The 17,422-nt window shown below is 69.6% G+C and carries 21 protein-coding genes; 11 read left to right on the top strand and 10 right to left on the bottom strand.

Annotated features, from left to right (window positions below; genetic code table 11):
* The first annotated feature begins 36 nt into the window (after positions 1–36).
* Positions 37–1,155 carry a phosphoserine transaminase gene (gene serC, locus P3T37_RS16655; RefSeq protein WP_280724442.1) on the top strand — a complete coding sequence of 373 codons (1,119 nt, stop codon included), beginning with the start codon at positions 37–39 and terminating at the stop codon, positions 1,153–1,155.
* A gap of 190 nt (positions 1,156–1,345) precedes the next feature.
* Here the strand turns inward: serC and thpR are convergent, their stop codons facing one another.
* A complete protein-coding gene (thpR, locus tag P3T37_RS16650; RefSeq protein ID WP_280724441.1) occupies positions 1,346–1,939 on the bottom strand; it encodes an RNA 2',3'-cyclic phosphodiesterase in 594 nt (197 codons plus the stop codon).
* A gap of 105 nt (positions 1,940–2,044) precedes the next feature.
* On the opposite strand from thpR, the gene P3T37_RS16645 reads away from it, so the two are divergent.
* Positions 2,045–2,950 carry a penicillin acylase family protein gene (locus tag P3T37_RS16645; RefSeq protein WP_280724440.1) on the top strand — a complete coding sequence of 302 codons (906 nt, stop codon included), beginning with the start codon at positions 2,045–2,047 and terminating at the stop codon, positions 2,948–2,950.
* Between the two features lie 266 nt (positions 2,951–3,216).
* On the opposite strand, the gene P3T37_RS16640 is transcribed toward P3T37_RS16645, so the two are convergent.
* From P3T37_RS16640 to P3T37_RS16630, 3 genes are all read right to left on the bottom strand, one after another.
* Complete coding sequence (locus P3T37_RS16640; protein WP_280724439.1) at positions 3,217–3,870, bottom strand: DUF402 domain-containing protein; 654 nt, start codon at positions 3,868–3,870, stop codon at positions 3,217–3,219.
* A gap of 97 nt (positions 3,871–3,967) precedes the next feature.
* Entirely contained in the window at positions 3,968–4,135 is a 168-nt protein-coding gene (locus P3T37_RS16635) for a hypothetical protein (RefSeq protein WP_280724438.1), read from the bottom strand.
* Between the two features lie 1,193 nt (positions 4,136–5,328).
* On the bottom strand, positions 5,329–6,972 hold the full coding sequence (locus P3T37_RS16630; protein ID WP_280724436.1) for a recombinase family protein: 1,644 nt from the start codon (positions 6,970–6,972) through the stop codon (positions 5,329–5,331).
* Between the two features lie 44 nt (positions 6,973–7,016).
* Between P3T37_RS16630 and P3T37_RS16625 the strand changes: the two genes are divergently transcribed.
* The gene (locus P3T37_RS16625) at positions 7,017–8,651 is read left to right on the top strand and encodes a penicillin acylase family protein (protein WP_348533246.1); all 1,635 of its coding nucleotides are present in this window, start codon (positions 7,017–7,019) and stop codon (positions 8,649–8,651) included.
* 62 nt (positions 8,652–8,713) lie between these two features.
* On the opposite strand, the gene P3T37_RS16620 is transcribed toward P3T37_RS16625, so the two are convergent.
* Together P3T37_RS16620 and P3T37_RS16615 are read right to left on the bottom strand one after the other, a co-directional pair.
* Positions 8,714–10,111, bottom strand: coding sequence for an MFS transporter (locus P3T37_RS16620; RefSeq protein WP_348533245.1), 1,398 nt, complete (start codon positions 10,109–10,111; stop codon positions 8,714–8,716).
* A gap of 209 nt (positions 10,112–10,320) precedes the next feature.
* Positions 10,321–10,758, bottom strand: coding sequence for a MarR family transcriptional regulator (locus P3T37_RS16615; protein WP_280724435.1), 438 nt, complete (start codon positions 10,756–10,758; stop codon positions 10,321–10,323).
* Positions 10,759–10,890: 132 nt separating this feature from the next.
* Here P3T37_RS16615 and P3T37_RS16610 point away from each other — a divergent pair, with 132 nt between their 5' ends.
* Positions 10,891–11,607, top strand: coding sequence for a hypothetical protein (locus tag P3T37_RS16610; RefSeq protein ID WP_280724434.1), 717 nt, complete (start codon positions 10,891–10,893; stop codon positions 11,605–11,607).
* 58 nt (positions 11,608–11,665) lie between these two features.
* Entirely contained in the window at positions 11,666–12,058 is a 393-nt protein-coding gene (locus P3T37_RS16605) for a VOC family protein (RefSeq protein ID WP_280724433.1), read from the top strand.
* Here P3T37_RS16605 and P3T37_RS16600 read toward each other — a convergent pair.
* The 3 genes from P3T37_RS16600 to P3T37_RS16590 form a co-directional block, all read right to left on the bottom strand.
* Entirely contained in the window at positions 12,048–12,275 is a 228-nt protein-coding gene (locus tag P3T37_RS16600; RefSeq protein ID WP_280724432.1) for a hypothetical protein, read from the bottom strand. The two genes, P3T37_RS16605 and P3T37_RS16600, sit on opposite strands and share 11 nt — an antisense overlap.
* Before the next feature lie 323 nt (positions 12,276–12,598).
* Complete coding sequence (locus P3T37_RS16595; RefSeq protein WP_280724431.1) at positions 12,599–12,775, bottom strand: hypothetical protein; 177 nt, start codon at positions 12,773–12,775, stop codon at positions 12,599–12,601.
* A 143-nt stretch (positions 12,776–12,918) separates the two neighbouring features.
* On the bottom strand, positions 12,919–13,143 hold the full coding sequence (locus P3T37_RS16590; protein ID WP_280724430.1) for a hypothetical protein: 225 nt from the start codon (positions 13,141–13,143) through the stop codon (positions 12,919–12,921).
* 140 nt (positions 13,144–13,283) lie between these two features.
* Here P3T37_RS16590 and P3T37_RS16585 point away from each other — a divergent pair, with 140 nt between their 5' ends.
* The 6 genes from P3T37_RS16585 to P3T37_RS16560 all read left to right on the top strand — a co-directional run bounded on the left by P3T37_RS16585 (position 13,284) and on the right by P3T37_RS16560 (position 16,324).
* Positions 13,284–14,102, top strand: a complete 819-nt coding sequence (locus P3T37_RS16585) for a helix-turn-helix transcriptional regulator (RefSeq protein WP_280724429.1) — start codon at positions 13,284–13,286, stop codon at positions 14,100–14,102.
* Positions 14,099–14,317 (top strand): DUF397 domain-containing protein, encoded by a 219-nt coding sequence (locus P3T37_RS16580; RefSeq protein WP_280724428.1) that lies wholly within the window; start codon positions 14,099–14,101, stop codon positions 14,315–14,317. Before P3T37_RS16585 ends, P3T37_RS16580 begins: the two co-directional genes overlap by 4 nt.
* 110 nt (positions 14,318–14,427) lie before the next feature.
* Entirely contained in the window at positions 14,428–14,760 is a 333-nt protein-coding gene (locus P3T37_RS16575; protein WP_280724427.1) for a DUF6247 family protein, read from the top strand.
* The gene (locus P3T37_RS16570; RefSeq protein ID WP_280724426.1) at positions 14,757–15,062 is read left to right on the top strand and encodes a hypothetical protein; all 306 of its coding nucleotides are present in this window, start codon (positions 14,757–14,759) and stop codon (positions 15,060–15,062) included. Before P3T37_RS16575 ends, P3T37_RS16570 begins: the two co-directional genes overlap by 4 nt.
* 146 nt (positions 15,063–15,208) lie before the next feature.
* On the top strand, positions 15,209–15,712 hold the full coding sequence (gene tpx, locus P3T37_RS16565) for a thiol peroxidase (protein WP_280724425.1): 504 nt from the start codon (positions 15,209–15,211) through the stop codon (positions 15,710–15,712).
* 264 nt (positions 15,713–15,976) lie between these two features.
* The gene (locus P3T37_RS16560; protein WP_280724424.1) at positions 15,977–16,324 is read left to right on the top strand and encodes a hypothetical protein; all 348 of its coding nucleotides are present in this window, start codon (positions 15,977–15,979) and stop codon (positions 16,322–16,324) included.
* Positions 16,325–16,364: 40 nt separating this feature from the next.
* Here P3T37_RS16560 and P3T37_RS16555 read toward each other — a convergent pair whose 3' ends face one another.
* On the bottom strand, positions 16,365–17,288 hold the full coding sequence (locus P3T37_RS16555) for a DUF4231 domain-containing protein (protein ID WP_280724423.1): 924 nt from the start codon (positions 17,286–17,288) through the stop codon (positions 16,365–16,367).
* Between the last annotated feature and the right edge of the window lie 134 nt (positions 17,289–17,422).

Raw genomic sequence — 17,422 nt, 5'->3', positions numbered from 1 at the left:
CGGACAGTCGCCGGGCGAGCCAGTAGGCTGCGCGTCGTGGCCCAGATCCAGATCCCCGCTGACATCAAGCCCGCAGACGGCCGTTTCGGCTGCGGACCGTCCAAGGTGCGCCCCGAGGCCCTGAGTGCCCTCGCCGCCACCGGTACCTCACTTCTCGGCACCTCGCACCGCCAGGCTCCGGTCAAGAACCTGGTGAAGCGCGTGCGCGAGGGCGTGAGCAGCCTCTTCTCGCTCCCCGAGGGATACGAGGTGGTGCTCGGCAACGGCGGGTCCACCGCCTTCTGGGACATCGCCGCCTTCGGGCTGGTGCGCGAGAAGTCGCAGCACCTGAACTTCGGCGAGTTCTCGTCCAAGTTCGCCTCCTCCGTCAAGGCGGCCCCGTGGCTGGCCGAGCCGACCGTCATCAAGACCGAGCCGGGCACCCACCCGCTGCCGGTCGCCGAGGCCGGCGTGGACGTCTACGCGCTGACCCACAACGAGACGTCGACCGGTGTCGCGATGCCGATCCGCCGCCCGGTGGGCGCGGACGCCGGCTCGCTGGTCCTGGTGGACGCCACCTCGGGCGCCGGCGGCCTGCCGGTGGACATCACCGAGACGGACGTCTACTACTTCGCCCCGCAGAAGTCCTTCGCCTCCGAGGGCGGCCTCTGGCTGGCGTCCTTCTCCCCGGCCGCCCTGGAGCGCGCCGCCGAGATCGCCGCCTCCGGCCGGTACATCCCGCCGTTCTTCGACCTGCCGACGGCCATCGACAACTCGTCGAAGGACCAGACGTACAACACCCCGTCGATCGCCACCCTCTTCCTGCTGGCCGACCAGCTGGAATGGCTGAACGGCAACGGCGGGCTCGACTGGGCCGTCGCCCGTACGGCTGAATCCTCGGCGCACCTCTACGGCTGGGCCGAGAAGTCCTCCTTCGCCAACCCGTTCGTCGCGGAGCCCGCCGAGCGCTCGCAAGTGGTCGGCACGATCGACTTCGACGACGCGATCGACGCCGCCGCGATCGCCAAGGCACTGCGTGCCAACGGCATCGTGGACACCGAGCCGTACCGCAAGCTCGGCCGCAACCAGCTGCGCGTCGCGATGTTCCCGGCCATCGAGCCGGCCGACGTCCAGGCGCTCACCGCCTGCATCGACTACGTGGTCGACCAGCTGTGACGCTCGGCAACCACGGAAGGGCCGCCGCCTCGTCTGCCGAGGCGGCGGCCCTTCGTCGTCGTTCCTGTTCTTCTTACTACTTACCGATCAGTGCGCCGATCACCACGGCCACCAGCAGGAGCGCCAGCGCGCCGGACACGATCCGCATACGAGTCTTGGGGTCCACAACGCACGAGCGTACCTGCCCTGCTCAGGCGTCCGGGGCCAGGGACCGGGTGACCTCGGGCACCCCGCCGGCGGCGCCCAGCGGCCAGCTGGCCGCCGTCGTGTAGTGCGACCTGCCGCCGGCCGACTCGCTGCGCACCAGGTGAAGCTCTGCGGCGGTCCACTCGCTGCCCCGGAAGTCGGCCAGCAGGGCCGCCGCCTCGCCCAGCCGGCCGTGCGAGGCGCGGGCCAGCGTGAGGTGCGGACGGAACGGGCGATCGTCGTCCGGCGCCCCGCAGCCGGCCTCCTCGGCGGCCTGCTGGACGTCCTCGGCCAGCGCGCGCAGCACCCTCGTCCCGCCCGCCACGCCCACCCAGAGCGCGCGGTCCCCGAACCGCCCGCCGTCGGCCAGCCGCAGCCGGTGCGCCGGGTGCCGGGCGGCCGCGCGGGCGAGCCCGGCCTCCAGCTCCGGCAGCTGTTCCGGCGCCACCTCGCCGAGGAACGCGAGCGTGAGGTGCCAGCTGTCGTGCGACGTCCATCGCCAGCGGTCGGCTCCCGGCAGCGCGTGCAACGGGGCGAGCACGGCAGCGAGTTCCCGTAGCACCCCGGCCGGCGGAAGCACCGCCACGAAGAGTCTCATGGGCCCATTCTCCCCCTGTGGGTGTACATCCCAGGGCCTACGGTGATCCAGGAGATACCTCGCCAGGGTGATTCCGTGCGACGGCTTTCACGGCACGGTTGCCTCATGAGAGAAACCGAGCAGCCGACTGTCCGTCACGACACCTCCTGGGCAAGGCGTTTGGCCTCCGGGCTGGCCGTCCTGTGCACGGCCACGGCCCTGGCCGCGGTGCTTCCCGCGTCGTCGGCAACGGCGGCGGGCCCCGGCGGCCAGGCGGTGAGCGGCCACGGGTACACAGCGCAGATCCGGCGGACCGAGTACGGCGTCCCGCACATCCAGGCGCACGACTTCGGCGGCCTCGGTTACGGCTACGGGTACGCCTTCGCGCAGGACAACCTGTGCCAACTGGCCGACCAGGTGGTGACGCTGCGAGGCGACCGCTCCCGGTACTTCGGCCCCACCGGGGCGCCCTCCGCCGACTCGCCCGGCACCAGCAATCTCGTGAGCGACACGTACTACCAGAGCCTGCGCCAGGGCGGGACGGTGCAGCGGTTGCTCGACCGTCCCGCGCCGCTCGGCCCGACGGATCAGCTGCGCAAGGTGGTCGACGGCTACGCCGCCGGCTACAACCGCTACCTGCACGACACCGGCGTGGCGAACCTGCCGGACGCGAACTGCAAGGGCAAGCCCTGGGTCGGTCCGATCACCTCGCAGGACATCTGGAACCTGGTCTACGACGTGAACACGAACGCCGGGGACGCCGGCATCGCCGACCTCATCGCCACCGCCACACCTCCGACGCCCGCCGCTCCGACCACCCCTGCCACCCCTGCCACCCCTTCCGCACCTGCCGCACCTGCCGCACGTGCCGCCCTGAAGGCCCTGGTCGCTCCGGCCGCCGCCAGCAGCGCCGGGCCCGAACTCGGCAGCAACGCCTGGGCCCTGGGCCGGGACGCCACGCAGAACCACGACGGCACGCTGCTCAGGTACCCCGGCTATACACAGCCTACCCAACAACGAGGCTTCCCCTAACCCGAGTTGGGGAGCGCGCCACCTGGTGCACGGCGCCGGCGGGAAGCTTTGGGCGGGGTCCTGCCTGTGGTGGGGTCGGGCATGGCCGGGGGGCCGTAAGCTGCCCGCGAGTCGGTCAGGGCTTTTGGGCCTGACCGCAATTTGGCCGAGTGGCCCCCCGGGCTTGCCCGACGCGGGTCCCGCCAGTGGTGGGTGCGTAAAGCTTCCCGCCTGCGCCCCTTTGCCACCGCGCGGCAGCGTACGGCGCGGTGCGGGGTGCCCACTGCCTAGGCAAGGCTCCGAGCCGCCGGAAGCTTCGGGACGGCCCAGTCAGCTGGGGGCCGGAAGTCGATGCGGGAGCCGTCGAACGGGAACGCTTTCTCAGTCGCGAGCCCGATCAGCCGCTCACCCTCCGATCGGATCGCCTTGGCCTGCTCAGCGGTCCAGTACGCCGGATGGCCCGTCTTCGCGCTGAACGACTCGGCGTCTTTCCACTCCCAGGACCCGTCCGGCCGGACCACCAGGTCTAGCTCAAGGTCGGTCACCACGATGTCCAGCCCATTGCGTACCCGGTGTTCAAGGTTCACGTACCAGCCGGTGAACTCCCCGGCCACGGAGAATCGCCACCAGACGGCGTGCCCGGCCCCGTGCGGCTGATAGATCAGCGCACTGTCTGGGAACCACGTACCGGCCTCCAGCTGGAAGCCCCCGACCGGACGGTCGGCGGGGTCGATGTCCCGAAGGTGCGCCCCCTCAGGGAGCACTGCGCGCCACGCTGGCGAGTTGCCGAACACCCAGAGGAACAGACCCTCCGGCGTCTCCTCTACAACCCGCAGCGGGACGATAACGCTGGTCTGGCCGCCGAAGGTGAAGTGCCACCGGACCACCTGGCCGGGAGTCAGTTCGTCCGTCTTACTGGGCTCAACGCTGGTGTCGGTCATTCCCCGATGGTAGGCCGAACGGCCCAGCCCACAGACGCGAATGCCCCGCCCATGCGCCACAGGGACACGACGCACGGACGGGGCAGCTCGAAAGGGATCAGCAGGTCGGCACGGGCTCAGCCGGGGTCTCCTCGGTCGGGTCCTCCGAGGGCTCCTCGGCGACGGCCGGGGCGTTCGCCGTCGCGGTGAAGAAGTCCCGGGGCGGGTGCCCGTCGATGTGGTCGAAGTAGCCGGACTGCGGACGGTCGTAGCGGGCGTTGGGCATGCGCTTCTCCTCAGTGTTGTGTGGACGGCCGACGGCCCCACGTGGGCGGTCGGTCGGTGTAGTACCGGCGCGGGCGGCGACGGTACGGGGGCCAGAGCACACGGGACATCACAGACCCCTGTGCCGGTACTGGTCGAGCACGTGCATCCGGGCCCGGACCCGACGCAGCGTCTCGGACTCGTGGACGGGCTCCAGCGGTGGCGGCTCGGGCTCCGAGTCGTCCTGGCCTTCGGACAGTGGCTCGGGAGCCGGACCCCCGAGCGCATACGTCCAGCTTGGGGCCAGGAACTCCGGCCCCTCAGAGTCGGGTTGGGCGTTCACCAGGAGTCCCGGGGCCGCGTGCACGTACCCGTGGCCTGGTGCTGACGCCGCCTCACCCGAATGTCCGTCGCGGCGGACTCGTTGCGGTACGTCCCGGTCTCGTCGGTCACCCACGCCTGATCCGCCTTGATGTCGAGGCAGCGGCACACGGGGCAGTCCCAGACCTTCGAGGCTTCGGGGACTTCGGTCTCGGGGACGGTCTCAAGCAGCACTGAGGCCCTCCCCCGTCGGCTTCGGCCCGGGGGCAGCGCATGGGACGAGAGCGCCGGTCACCTCGTCCGACTTCCTGGAGTGGCCACAGGCCGGGCAGACGAAGCGCTGCCCCTTGGCCACCATCTCGGCCTGGCCCTGCTGGTAGGCGGCGCGGTCCCGTTCCTGCTGCGCCTCGGTGGTGCGGGTCCTGTCCCGTTCCGAGCGCGAACGCGCGGAAGCGGGCGGTCTGGTCGTGGTCTCTGGGGAACGCGCCTGACCACCCGTCGTCATGCCTCGGGTGTCAAGCGACCTTCCCCGCCCCGAAGGGCGGTCCGCTTGGGTCATGTTGAGTTGAGTCCTTCAAACTGACGAGGGATCAAGATCACTCGTAGCGTTGATGGGGTCACCCATCGTAATGCTGACTCTTCGCCTTCGTCTACGGATTCAGCCGTTTGGGCTACCCGAGGTTTGAGCACGAGAGAAGGTCCGATGAGTGGGCAGAAGGTTGGGTTGCGCGGGCGCGGCCCGGCCGCCCGGCCCGGAACGGCCGTCAGGCCGCATGCCCGGCCGGGGCGGCAGGGGCCGCCCCGGCGGCGCGCAGCGCCGCTCTTGAGTAAGTGAAGATAGTTTTCGACACGTTGCCCGGAGGGCTCTCGCGATCGGGAGCGGCCTGCCGCTGACTAGGCGTCGATCTCGTCAGCGGGCCACGGTTCGTCGTCAGCGTCGTCGCCCCAGGAGTCGTCCCTCGCTTCCTCAGCGAACGCCCTAACGACTGCTTCTGCCTGGTCGGCCTCCCATGCTGCCATCCGCGCTGCGGCTTCGGCCTCGGGCGGCAAGCCGTGAACCCAGACGCGCGGAGTAGCGGTGCGAGGGAAGAGCACCACCCGGATGTTGTAGGACGCGAGCAGCTCTCGGCGGGCAACGTCGCTGGCTGCCTTCTCCCATTGATCGCCAACGGTCTCGCCGGTGAGGACCCAGCGCATCCCAGCCGGCCGAACCGGCGTCTGCTTGAACTCGGCCAGCTCCTTGGTCATGCGGGCGTACTCACGCCGGAACCACTGTGAGTCGTCGGCAGAGTCGTACAGTCCAGCCGAACGGTCGTCCCGCAGACGCTTGCGGTCCGCCTCCAACTCGGTGATGCGCGCCTCGTGTCCCGAGCCGGGGTCGTACTCACGCCGGAAGAGCGGGACTGCCCCGTACTCCGAGAGGAAGTGATCACGGACGACCGCGTCAAGAGACTCGGCGGTCATGGACGGCGCGGGCTTGCAGTGGGCGGACGACGGGATGCCGAGTACCCGGCCGTTGCAGATGAAGGCAGGCCCGCTGCTGGCGACGGAGGCGTACAGACGTCGTCCACAGGTGCCACAAAACGCCAGACCGGAAAGCAGGTGTGTCCCCTTGGGGGCTCGGAAACCCGGAACCTTGGGCGCCAGCTTGATCAGCAAGGCGTCGCGCGTCGCCCTGTCCCACAGCGGATCAGCAAGTCGTACCGGGTGGCCGTCGGCGCCCAGCACCGGACGGCCCTGGTGCATGAGGTACCCAAGGGCCGCCTCACTGAGAAGGAGGTCTCGCAGGGCCCTGTTTCCCCAGCGGCCGCCCTTGGGGCTGCGCCCGTACATCACCGCTCGGTGATCAGCAGGACTGAGAACACCTTCACGCGTCAGCCGAACCGCCTCGGTGGACACTGTGATCATGCCGGTCTCGTCGGCAAGGATGCGCTCCGCCACGTTGCGGATGATCTCGGCGGCGACAGGGTCGATCTCGACGTGATCAACCTTGGCGGTGGGTACCAACCGGACGAACCGGTACCCGTACGAGTTCTTCTGCTTGGGCTCGCCTGCGGACCTCGCGCGAACGGTCTCCTTGCGGTTGCGCCGCTGGATCGAGCGAAGCTCGACCTGAGCGCCGAACGCTTCCATGGAGAAGCGCATCTCGTCGGTGGGGTCGTCCAAGTCCCAGGGCCCATCGTGCCCGTAGGTGACCAGCAGTCGACCGGAGTCCTTGATCATGTATCCGGTGTTCAGAACGTCCCGCTGGTTGCGGCCGATCCGGTCGACTGCGGAGCCAGCGATCCCGGAGTACGGGCCCATCTCGTCGCGCAGCCAGGGCCCGAGTTGGGGGCGCGTGAGCGGGTCGGTCGCTCCGGATACCTCCCAGTCATCAGCCCATCCGATCACGTGACCGCCGACCGACGCGATGGCGCTGAGCACGTCGTTCATCTGAGTCTCGCGTGATGAGCTGGCGTCCGATTCCCGCGACAGTCGGCGCACCCCCACCAGGCACTTGCCGCAGCCGTCGTACTCCGTCGTGAGCATGCGCTCCATGATGACCCACCTGCCTCGCACGGTCGTGCGAATAAGGGGGGTACCTGCTGGCCAACCCGCACCTCCCCTGGACCGGCAGCCACCGGTTCTACGAGGTGCAGTTGACGATCCCCGGCACCATGGACGTCTCCGGCGCCGGCCTCTACGGCACGCCCCTGGTGGAGATCGGTCATACCCAGGGCCTCGCCTGGACGCACACCACCGCCTACGACCAGCACGCCTCGCTCTACCAGCTGAAGCTGGTGCCCGGCGATCCGACCGCCTACACGGTCGACGGCAAGACCGAGCAGATGAACCGCCAGACCGTGCCGGTCACCGTCCTCGGCGCCGACGGCAAGCCGTCCACGATCACCCAGACGCTCTACACCTCGCGCTATGGCCCGATCATCTCCTACGGCTGGACGGGAACCACCGCCTACGCCGCGCTCGACGCCAACGCCGACAACCTGCGCTCGATGAACGAGTGGCTGGCGATGGACCAGTCGCAGAACCTCGACCAGCTGCGCGCCGCCCAGACCACCTACCAGGGCATGCCCTGGACCCACACGATCGCCACCGAGACGGACGGGAAGACGTACTTCGCCGACTCCTCCGTTGTGCCGCACCTGACCGACGACCAGCTCAAGCAGTGCACGATGCCCAGCCCGCACGACCTGCCCACCGTGCTGGACGGCTCGACCACCGCCTGCGCCTGGGGCAGCGACCCGGACTCGATCGAGCCCGGCCTCTACGGACCGAGCCACTGGCCCACGCTGAGCCGCACGGACTACGTGGCCAACTCCAACAACGGCCCGTACCTCACCAACCCCGCCGCCCCGATCACCGGCCTACCGGGCGTGTACAACACCGACACCCAGCTCGCCCAGCGGCCGCAGCTCGGGCTCACCATGATCGCGCAGCGCATCGGCGGCACGGACGGGCTCGGTGCTCCCGGCTTCACCCTGCCGACCCTGCAAGCGGCGATGCTCGGCAACCGCAACTACTCGGCCGAGCTCGGCCGCACCGACGTGGTCGCGATGTGCCAGGCGCACCCCGCGCTGACCGCCACCGACGGCACCTCGGTCGACGTCCGGGCGGCCTGCGAGACCCTCGCCGCCTGGAACGCCCGTGACGACGCCGACAGCGAGGGCGCCCCGCTCTGGACGGCGTTCTACCAGGACCTGGCCCGCACCGCCGGCCGGTACGAGTCCTGGGCGACGGTCCCGTACGACCCGGCCCAGCCGCTCACCACGCCGCGCGGCGTCAACGGCTCCAGTGCGAGCGTCCAGAAGGCGCTGGCCGACGCCGTGGAGTCGTTCACGGCCAAGAAGCTCCCGCTCGACACCACCGTCGGCGCGATGCAGAAGTGGGCGGGCGTTCCGCTGCCGGGCTGCACCAACCTCGAAGGTTGCTTCGACATCGTCCAGGCCGACGCCGGCTCGGGCGCGAGCGGCGCCGTCTACCCGACCTCGGCCGACGACGGCGCGGACGGCTCCAGCTTCATAGCCGCGACCGAGCTGACGCCGCAGGGCCCGCGCACCCGGACCCTGCTCACCTACGGCGAGTCGGTGAACCAGAGCTCACCGCACTACAGCGACCAGACGGCGCTGTTCTCGAAGAAGCAGTGGGTCACCGAGCGGTTCACCGAGGCCGAGATCAAGGCCGACCCGACCCTGCAGACCACCACCCTGCGCGGCTGACGGCAGGTACGCGACGGGGGAGGCCAGGCGACTGCCCGGCCTCCCCCGTCAACACACACGCGTCAGCAGGCGGTCGCGAGCTCCCGCACGCGGCTCTCACCGCGCGGCACGAAGGCCACCACCCGGCCGGTCCGCTCGCGGTGCAGGTCCACCCGCAGCCGCAGGTCGGCGCAGCGCGCCAGGACCAGGCCGATCACCGTTGCCGCCAGCGCGGAGACCACGCCGCAGGCCAGCAGGCCGATCCGCGGGCCGTAGACGTCGGTCACCCAGCCCACCACCGGCGCGCCGATCGGCGTACCGCCGGTGAAGACCAGTACCAGCAGGCCCATCACCCGCCCGCGCATCTCGGGGTCGGTGGCCAGCTGCACATAGGAGTTGACCGCGGTGTTGAAGGTCAGCCCGCAGATCCCGATCAGCATGAGTAGCACCGCGAAGCTCCAGTAGCCGGGCGCGGCCGAGGCCAGCACCTCCAGCACACCGAAGCCGAGCGCCGCACCGGTCAGCCAGCGCAGCCGCGGGGCGCCGCGACGGGCCGCGTAGAGCGCGCCGGCCAGCGAGCCGAGCGCCATCGCGGTGTTCAGCAGGCCGTACTGGCCCGGACCCACGTGGAAGGTGTCGTGGGCGAAACCGGAGAGCAGCGTCGGGAAGTTGAAGCCGAAGGTGCCGATGAACCCGGCCAGCACCAGCGGCCACATCAGGTCCGGACGCTCCTTCACATACCGCAGGCCCTCGCGGAGTTGACCCTTCTCGCGCGGGATCCGGTCTATCGGACGCAGCTCGCTGGTCCGCATCGCCAGCAGCCCGCCGATCACGGCGGCGAACGAGAGCGCGTTGAGCGCGAACGCCCAGCCGCTGCCGACCGCGGCGATCAGCAGACCGGCCACCGCCGGGCCGACCAGCCGCGCGGTCTGGAAGTTGGCCGCGTTCAGGCTGACCGCGTTGCTGAGGTCCTTGGGACCCACCATCTCGGAGACGAAGGCCTGCCGGGTCGGGGTGTCCACCACCGTCACCAGGCCGAGCAGCAGGGCGAACACGTAGACGTAGTACTCGGTCACCGCACCCGTCACGGTGAGCACCGCGAGGCCGGCGGCGAGCAGGCCCATCAGGCCCTGGGTCACGACCAGCAGGCGGCGCTTGGGCATCCGGTCGGCGAGCACGCCACCGAAGAGGCCGAGCAGCAGCGTGGGCAGGAACTGCATCGCGGTGGTGATGCCGACCGCGAGCGGGCTGCCGGTGAGGCTCAGCACCAGCCAGTCCTGGGCGATGCGCTGCATCCAGCTGCCGGTGTTGCTGACGATCTGACCAGCAAAGAAGTAGCGGTAGTTACGCACCTTCAGGGAGGAGAACATTCCCCCCGGTCGGGTGAACGAAGCCCCCGTGGGGCCGGATGCGACGGTGGGCGCCGTCGCGGCCCGTTCGCAGGGGTCGTCGTCGCCGGGCAGATTCACCGGCGCGGGCACCGCGGCGGACGCCGTCGGTACCGGGGTGTTCGAAGTCTGGGCGGTGGTGTCGTCGGGACGGGTTGCGGCGCTGGCTGCGGCCGGCGGTGTCACGTCTTTCTCCCCTCGGTGCGCGGCCGATGCCGCGCTCATGGTCCTGCTGCTGCGTCCTGCTGCGGTGATGCGTCTCCCCTTTGTCCGGCCCTGCCCTGTCGTTCTCTCCCCCCGCGCTACAGGCGCGCGAGCTTGTACAGCGCGGGCGCGGCCGCTCGGACCGCCTCCCACTCCTCCTCGGTCAGCCCCGAAGCCAGCTCCGCGAGCCAGGCGTTGCGCCGCCGGCGGCTCTCGTTGAGGATCTCCTCAGCCTGCTCCGTCATGCTGACCACCACCTGCCGGCGGTCGTCCGGGTGCGGCTCGCGCCGCACCAGGCCCTTCTCCTCCAGCATCGCGATGATCCTGGTCATCGACGGCGGCTGGACGTGCTCCCGCCGAGCCAACTCACCCGGCGTCGCCCGCCCACACCGCGCGAGCGTGCCCAGCACACCCATCTCGGTCGGACTGAGCGACTGCTCGACGTGCTGGTGCCGCAAGCGGCGGGCAAGGCGCATCACGGACGACCGCAGCTGACTCACGGCTGCGAGGTCGCCCTCGGACATCTCGGCGGGCATGATCCTTAGCCTACGTCATTACCCTGTCTAACGAAAATCGATAACCCCAGTCCCCCTGGTGACTCCTGTCACGTCCATGATCGAATCGAGCGTCCCGCCCCACCACGTGCCGCTACCGGAGGCTCCACCCGCATGTTCGACCGTTCGACCACCGCTCGCCGGCCTCTCGTGGGCACCGCGTCAGTACTCCTGCTGCTCCTGGCCACCGGCTGCTCCACCGCCCACACCAGCACGGCCGCACAGCCCAGACCCGTCGCGCCGAGCCCGTCCGGCAGCGCCGCTCCCACACCCACGTCCGTGCCGTCACCCTCCAGCGCGGACATCGACAAGCTGGTAGCCGACCTCCCGCCGGCGCCGAGCGACTCGAAGCACTTCGACGACGGCCAGCCGCTGGGAGCGCTCACCCTCGACCAGTTCGTCAGCAGCTTCTTCTCCCCGACAGCCCAGGCGAGCGCTCACGCGACCGAGTCGGCACGCGGGCTGCAGTTCGCGGCGCGCCGCAACTGGATGTCCGTCTCCAGCGCGTTCGTCGACACCTACCTCATCCGTTTCAGCACGCCCAAGGGCGCCGAGAGCTTCTACGACGCGCGTCTCGCCGAGGACGCGTCCAAGTACGACGCGGGCGGCTCCTCCTCAGTACCGCAGATCCCGAACAACAAGATCTTCGTCAAGACCGGGCTCGACAAGTACGGCAACGCTTTGGCCCGAATATTCGTCCAGGCAGGCAACACCGTCATCACCGTCTACACCGCCAGCCCCGCCACCCCGGACAAGGACACCGTCTCGGCCCTGGCGCTCCAGGCGTACCACGCCGTCTCCGCACAGCAGGGCGCCGCAGGCAGCAGCTGACCGGGCCTTCGGCGCGGTAACGGCGCGATTGTCAGTGGGAGGGTGCAGGCTGCGGCTCATGACGGAGAAGAGCAGCACCCCGACGGGCTTCGCCAGCCTCGCCATGGTCACCATCGACTGCGCCGACCCGGTCGTGCTCGCCGGCTTCTACAGCGAGCTGCTCGGCTGGGAGATCGGCCACAGCCAGGCCGAGTACGCCATGATCACCAACCCGCTGGAGGGCGGCGCCCCGATCGGCTTCGGCCAGGTCGCGGGCTACCAGCCGGCTCCCTGGCCGAACCCGAACGGCAGCAAGCAGTTCCACCTGGACTTCTACGTGGACGACCTCGCCAAGGCCGCCACCCGCGCCGTCGAACTCGGCGCCACCTTCCCGGAGTTCCAGCCCGGTGAGACGTGGCGGGTACTCATCGACCCCGCAGGGCATCCTTTCTGCCTCTGCATCAAGTCCTGAGCTGCGACCGCTGCTCCGCCTCCATGAACTCGCGCAGCCGCGCGCGAGACGTCCACCAGCGTGCCGCTCCCCCGACAACCGAACCGATGCCGACGCTCACCAGGAACCCGAGCGCGTCCGGGAGATCGCGGGAGGCGGCCGCACAGGCCACGGAGGAAACCACCGCCGCGACGACGGGGACATAGCCGGCGTCAGGCCAGTTCTCCTGACTGTCCATTCGGGCACTCCGTTTCGATCATGCGTCAACAGTCGAAGACTCCCACGCAGTGATCACCGGGATAACCCGCCGCAGTTCGGGTCTTGCCCCCGCCGACCAGCGGGGGTGCTCGCCACGCACGTCAGGTTCGTCGGTTCTCCCGCCGGTTTGGCCGTGGCGCTGGCCCTGGCCTGGAAGCGGGTGCGTTGCGGTGGGCCGTGGCGGTCATGCCCATTGGCCGAAAGCCCGGACAGCACTGAGGACGCCGTCATCGCTACCGCCGAACCGGCCGGCTGGAAGGGCCGACCGGTCCGGGTGCTCGACGTCAGCCCCTGACGGGGCCTTCAAACCTCGCTGCGGGCCTCCCCGTCGCGGTGCCGGGGGCACGCGCAGGCCGGCCAGTTGAGCGGGTCGTGCGACGGGCGCTCGGCGTCGACCTCCTGGCGCGGCGAGAGTTCGATGCGCCGACCGTCACCGGTGATCCGGTAGGTGCGGATGGTCATCGAGCTGGCGTTGTCCATCGGATCAGATCACCTCGCACAACGGGCAGTTGGGCCACGCCAGCGGGCACGGCTTCGGCCCGGACGGCCGGACCCTGGCGACGATCAGCAGCAGCGACGCGGCCAGCCTGCCACCGCCGCCCCTGGTGCGCGGACGCGCACTCTCAGGGCTCGACATGCGCCGCGCCCGCCCGGAGAACCTTCGCCATGCGGCGGGCCGTATCGGGACGGGTGGCCCCCAGGTCGATCAGGTAGCGGCCGGTGAACTTGGCCGAGTGCCAGTCCACGCCGACCGAGACGAGCGGGACGCTGGAGAAGCTGAGCGCGTCCAGCAACTCCTCCAGCGCGTCCGCCGCGTCCTGCCGCGCCTCGGCGGTGTGCTTGGTCATTTTCGACGTCATCTTCCTGTCCGTTCACTCGTCTTGACCCCACCCTCACTATCTGTATGCCAGGAGTCGCACTCCGGGTCTACGCTTTCCAGGGGCGCGGCCGTTGACCTCGCCTCCGTCAATCAGGTAGGGGCGCAACCATGTCTCTGGCAGACCTTCTTGACCCGACGTCATCCGTACTCGCGTTCTACGCAACCGACTTGCGACGCAAGCGGGAGAAGGCCGGAATCTCGCAGCGGGCGTTCGCCAAGCTGGCGCTGATGGCGCCCTCGCTGCTCAACAAGATCGAGGCCGGGACGCGGCTGCCGACCAAGGAACTGTCGAAGCTGGCCGACGAGACGTTCGGGCTGGAGGACCACTTCCAACGACTCTGGCCGCTGGTCATCAAGTACGCGTACCCGGCGTGGTTCCGGCCGTTCGTCGACCTGGAGGAGGCCGCGACGGCGATTCGGTCGTTCCAGGTCCAGCTGATCCCTGGGTTGCTCCAGACCGAGGACTACGCGCGAGCGGTGTTCGGCGCGCGTCGACAGAACCCCGACTTCGTGAACGAGCAGGTGACCGCTCGGCTAGAGCGACAGCACATTCTGACGCGCGAAAATCGCCCCGACTTGTGGGTCGTCCTCGACGAACTCGTCTTGCGTCGCCCACTCGGCGGCAACAAGATCATGCGGAATCAGCTGGAGCGCCTCATCGCCGCAGCGGAGGAGCCGAGCACGGTGATTCAGATCCTCCCCTTCAGCTCCGGGGTGCACGCAGGGGTAGATGGTGCGTTTTCCGCCCTCACCTTGGACGAAGGGCCAGGCGTTGTCTACGTCGACGGCTTCTTGCAAGGGCAGATCAAGGCCGATCCCGCAGACGTCAGAGCCGCCGAGCGCGCCTATGATCTGCTCACAGCCGTTGCCCTGTCGCCCGACGCGTCGATCGATCGGATCGCCGCCGCCGCAAAGGACCTGAGATGACCACCACCGCAAGCAAGCTCCCCGTCGCCTGGCGCAAGAGCAGCTACAGCGGCAGCAACGGCGGGGACTGCGTCGAGGTGGCCACCACCGGCATCCCCGGCCTCACCCCCGTGCGCGACTCCAAGGACCCGCACGGCCCCGCCCTGCTCTTCCCCACGTCCGCCTGGGAGGCGTTCGTGTCCGCCACCGCCGCAGGCGTCTTCGGCGAGGTCTGAGCCTCCGCTGGGCAGCGCCTCCACCCATCGCGGCGGGCGTACGCTGCCACTAGAACGCTCGGTCCTCAGGAGGCGATATCCGGTGACTGCCCAGACAGAGAACGTCAACAGTGAGTGAGCCGCTGTTCGCACAGCCGGCCACGACCGAGGCTGCTCTGCGCGCGGCTGTGATGCGCCTGCACGCACGATCGGGAGCTCTTTTCGAACAGGAGTTCCGGGCAGCATGGGAAGCGGCCATCCAGACCGAGAGCGTCATCCCCATGCATGTCTTTCTGCACCGGTGGGCCGTGTGGGTCTGGATTGAACGCCACCCGGTCCACTCGGCCCGCATGCGCGAGCTGGAGGCCACGGTCGGTAGTTCCGACGACCTCACCACCCGACGCGCGGCGTCCGCAGAAATCTCCTCCCTCCTCACCCGAGCCGAGCGCGAGCTGGCGCGGTGAGCGACTGGACCTGGGTCTTCGAACCGGACGCAGACAACGTCGTCGGCGACACCCCTGGCGGCGCGCGACTTGGCGACTCCGATCGCCGCGTGGTCGAGGGAATCGCCCAGGAGCTGGCGGATGCAGCCGCCGTGAAATACACCGGCCCGATCGAATACGGGACCTCGGGCATCTCTCCTGTCCAGACCTACGCCCGCGGCCCCTACCTCATCTGGTACTTGGAGGACCGGCGCGGCGACGACGAGAACATCGACGACGGTCCTTGTGTCCGCATCCTCAAGGTGACGCTCTGGCCGGTCTGAGACGGGGCATCAGCTTGCCCACCCACCGGCGGCGGGTCGCGCGCATCTGATTGGCTGCTCCTGGACGCGACGAGTGGACTTGGCCGCAGGGCGGGCCCATGCGAGCGTCCACCGCCCCACTCCGCTACTTCTTCAGGAGCCTCTCCATGAGCAGCACCGTCACTCTCCAGGGCAACCCCGTGAGCGTCTCGGGTACCTTCCCCGTGCCCGGGACCGCCGCACCGGCCTTCTCCCTGGTGGCCAAGGACCTCTCCGACGTCACGCTCGCGCACTACGCCGGCAAGAACAAGGTCCTGAACATCTTCCCCAGCATCGACACCCCCACCTGCGCTGCGTCCACGCGTAGGTTCAACCAGGTGGCGAACGAACTGGCCGACACCGTGGTGCTCTGCATCTCGGCCGACCTGCCGTTCGCGCAGTCCCGGTTCTGCGGCGCCGAGGGCCTGGACAACGTGGTCACCCTGTCCACCCTGCGCGGCCGGGAGTTCCTGGCCGACTACGGCGTCACCCTCGCCGACGGCCCGCTCGCCGGTCTCGCGGCGCGCGCTGTCGTCGTCCTGGACGGCGACAACAAGGTCATCCACTCCGAGCTGGTCAGCGAGATCGCCGACGAGCCCGACTACGACGCCGCCGTCAAGGCCATCGACTGATGCTGCGTCAGGCATCGTTCGCCCTGTGACGTGCACGTGTGCGGGGCGGCTCCCGGTGGAGCCGCCCCGCACACCGCTGTGCAGGTCAGCCCTTCAGGCTCGCCACCAGGTCGACGTACCGCCGCTGTGCCGCGTGCTGCGTCGTGCCGCCAATTGTGGCCGCGGCCCCGACACGCGGTACTCGTCGGAAGAACCGTTTCGTCCGATTCGCCCCGCTCTAAGGTGATCCCGATTCACCCGTATGCCATTCAAAGGGATCACCTCATGCGTCTGCGCAACTCCGTCGTGGCCACCCTCGGCGCGATCGGCCTCGTCCTCTCCATCCCCGGCTCGGCCTCGGCGGCCGCCAGTGCCCACGGCAGCTTCATTTACCGGTACGGGTCGGTCGACGCCCCGCACATCAGCACCCTGATCGACCCCGACAGCCGGGTGTGCATCAACCTCCCCGAGGTCACGGACCTGGCCTACGACCCCGCCTTCCACCCGGAGAACCAGACCGACTCGACGGCGACGGCCTGGACCGGCCTGAACTGCACCGGCGACTACAACTCGATCAACCCGTACAAAAGCCGCAACAACAGCTTCAAGCTGCGCTCAGTGATCTTCTCCTGAGCCGAACGCACGGCGGGCCTCTCCCCCGGCCTCCCCACCGTCAGCGGGGGAAGGCCCGCCGTGCGCGCCAGCTCGTGTGCTCGCGTGCGACCGCGTCCTCGGCGTCGCCCGCCAGGCGCGCCCAACCGGCCTCGGCGTCCGGCTCGTTCGGGTCAAGTGTCGACAACTTGCCGTACACCACGTCGAGTTCCTTGGCCGCCAGCTGGTACGCCGAGACCAGCGGCCGCAGTTGCTTCAGCTGCGTCCAGGCGATCATCGCCGCCGCTGCCGCCGAGCAGGCACCGAAGATCTGCACCGACAGCGCCCCGAGCGCCTCGGCCACCGCCGCCGCGCCACCGACGATCATGAGTGCGGCCGTGCCCAGTCCCCAGGACACCGACTGCGACTCGCAGGCGTCCGCCTTGGCCAGGTACCAGGTCCGCTGGCCCTGCACCCGCAACTGCATGTACAGCAGCCGCCGGTCAGTCAGCGTGGCTGCCCGCAACTCCCGCATCCCGTCGGTGATCTCAGCCGCCGCGCCGTGCGGGATCGCGCCGGAGTCCTGGAACGCCTCCAGCAGATCGGTCACCTGGCCCAGGTACTCCTGGTCCACCTCGGCCGAGTCCGCAGGGCCGCCGAACGGACGGGCCCGGACGGTGTACTTCCAGGCCAGCGTCTTCACCGACTCGGCGACGGCTCGCGCTTCGTACCACCCGGCCTGCGGATTGTGCCGCCGCAGCCGGGACCAGAAGAATCCCGCCACTGCGAAGGCGGCCACCGAGACGAGTGGCGCCAGATCGGTCTTGCCCAGCTTCCCCGGTCCGGTGACCGCTCCGACCGCCGCTGCCGCCACCAGCATCAGGATCAGTCCCCGGTACCAGCGCAGGGTCATCCGCTGTCCGGAAAGAGATGCCTGGTCTGCCGTCTGGAACGGCTCCGGTAGAAAGTCCGCCTCGTCCACCCTGGTTGGGTCCCGTCGCACCATCAGTCTGTGCCCCCTCCCGCTACCCTCACCGGGCAGTCTGCCCGCACCTCACTGTGCTACGCGCATCGAAGAATGGGCAGAGCGCCGCACGGCCAATTTCCCCACCCATCACAGGACGAAACGTGCTCCCCCTC

It is taken from the genome of Kitasatospora sp. MAA4 (genome assembly GCF_029893355.1).
Lineage (GTDB): Bacteria > Actinomycetota > Actinomycetes > Streptomycetales > Streptomycetaceae > Kitasatospora.
The sequence above is the reverse complement of the archived record's forward strand: the minus strand, read 5'-3'. Positions and strand labels throughout refer to the sequence as shown.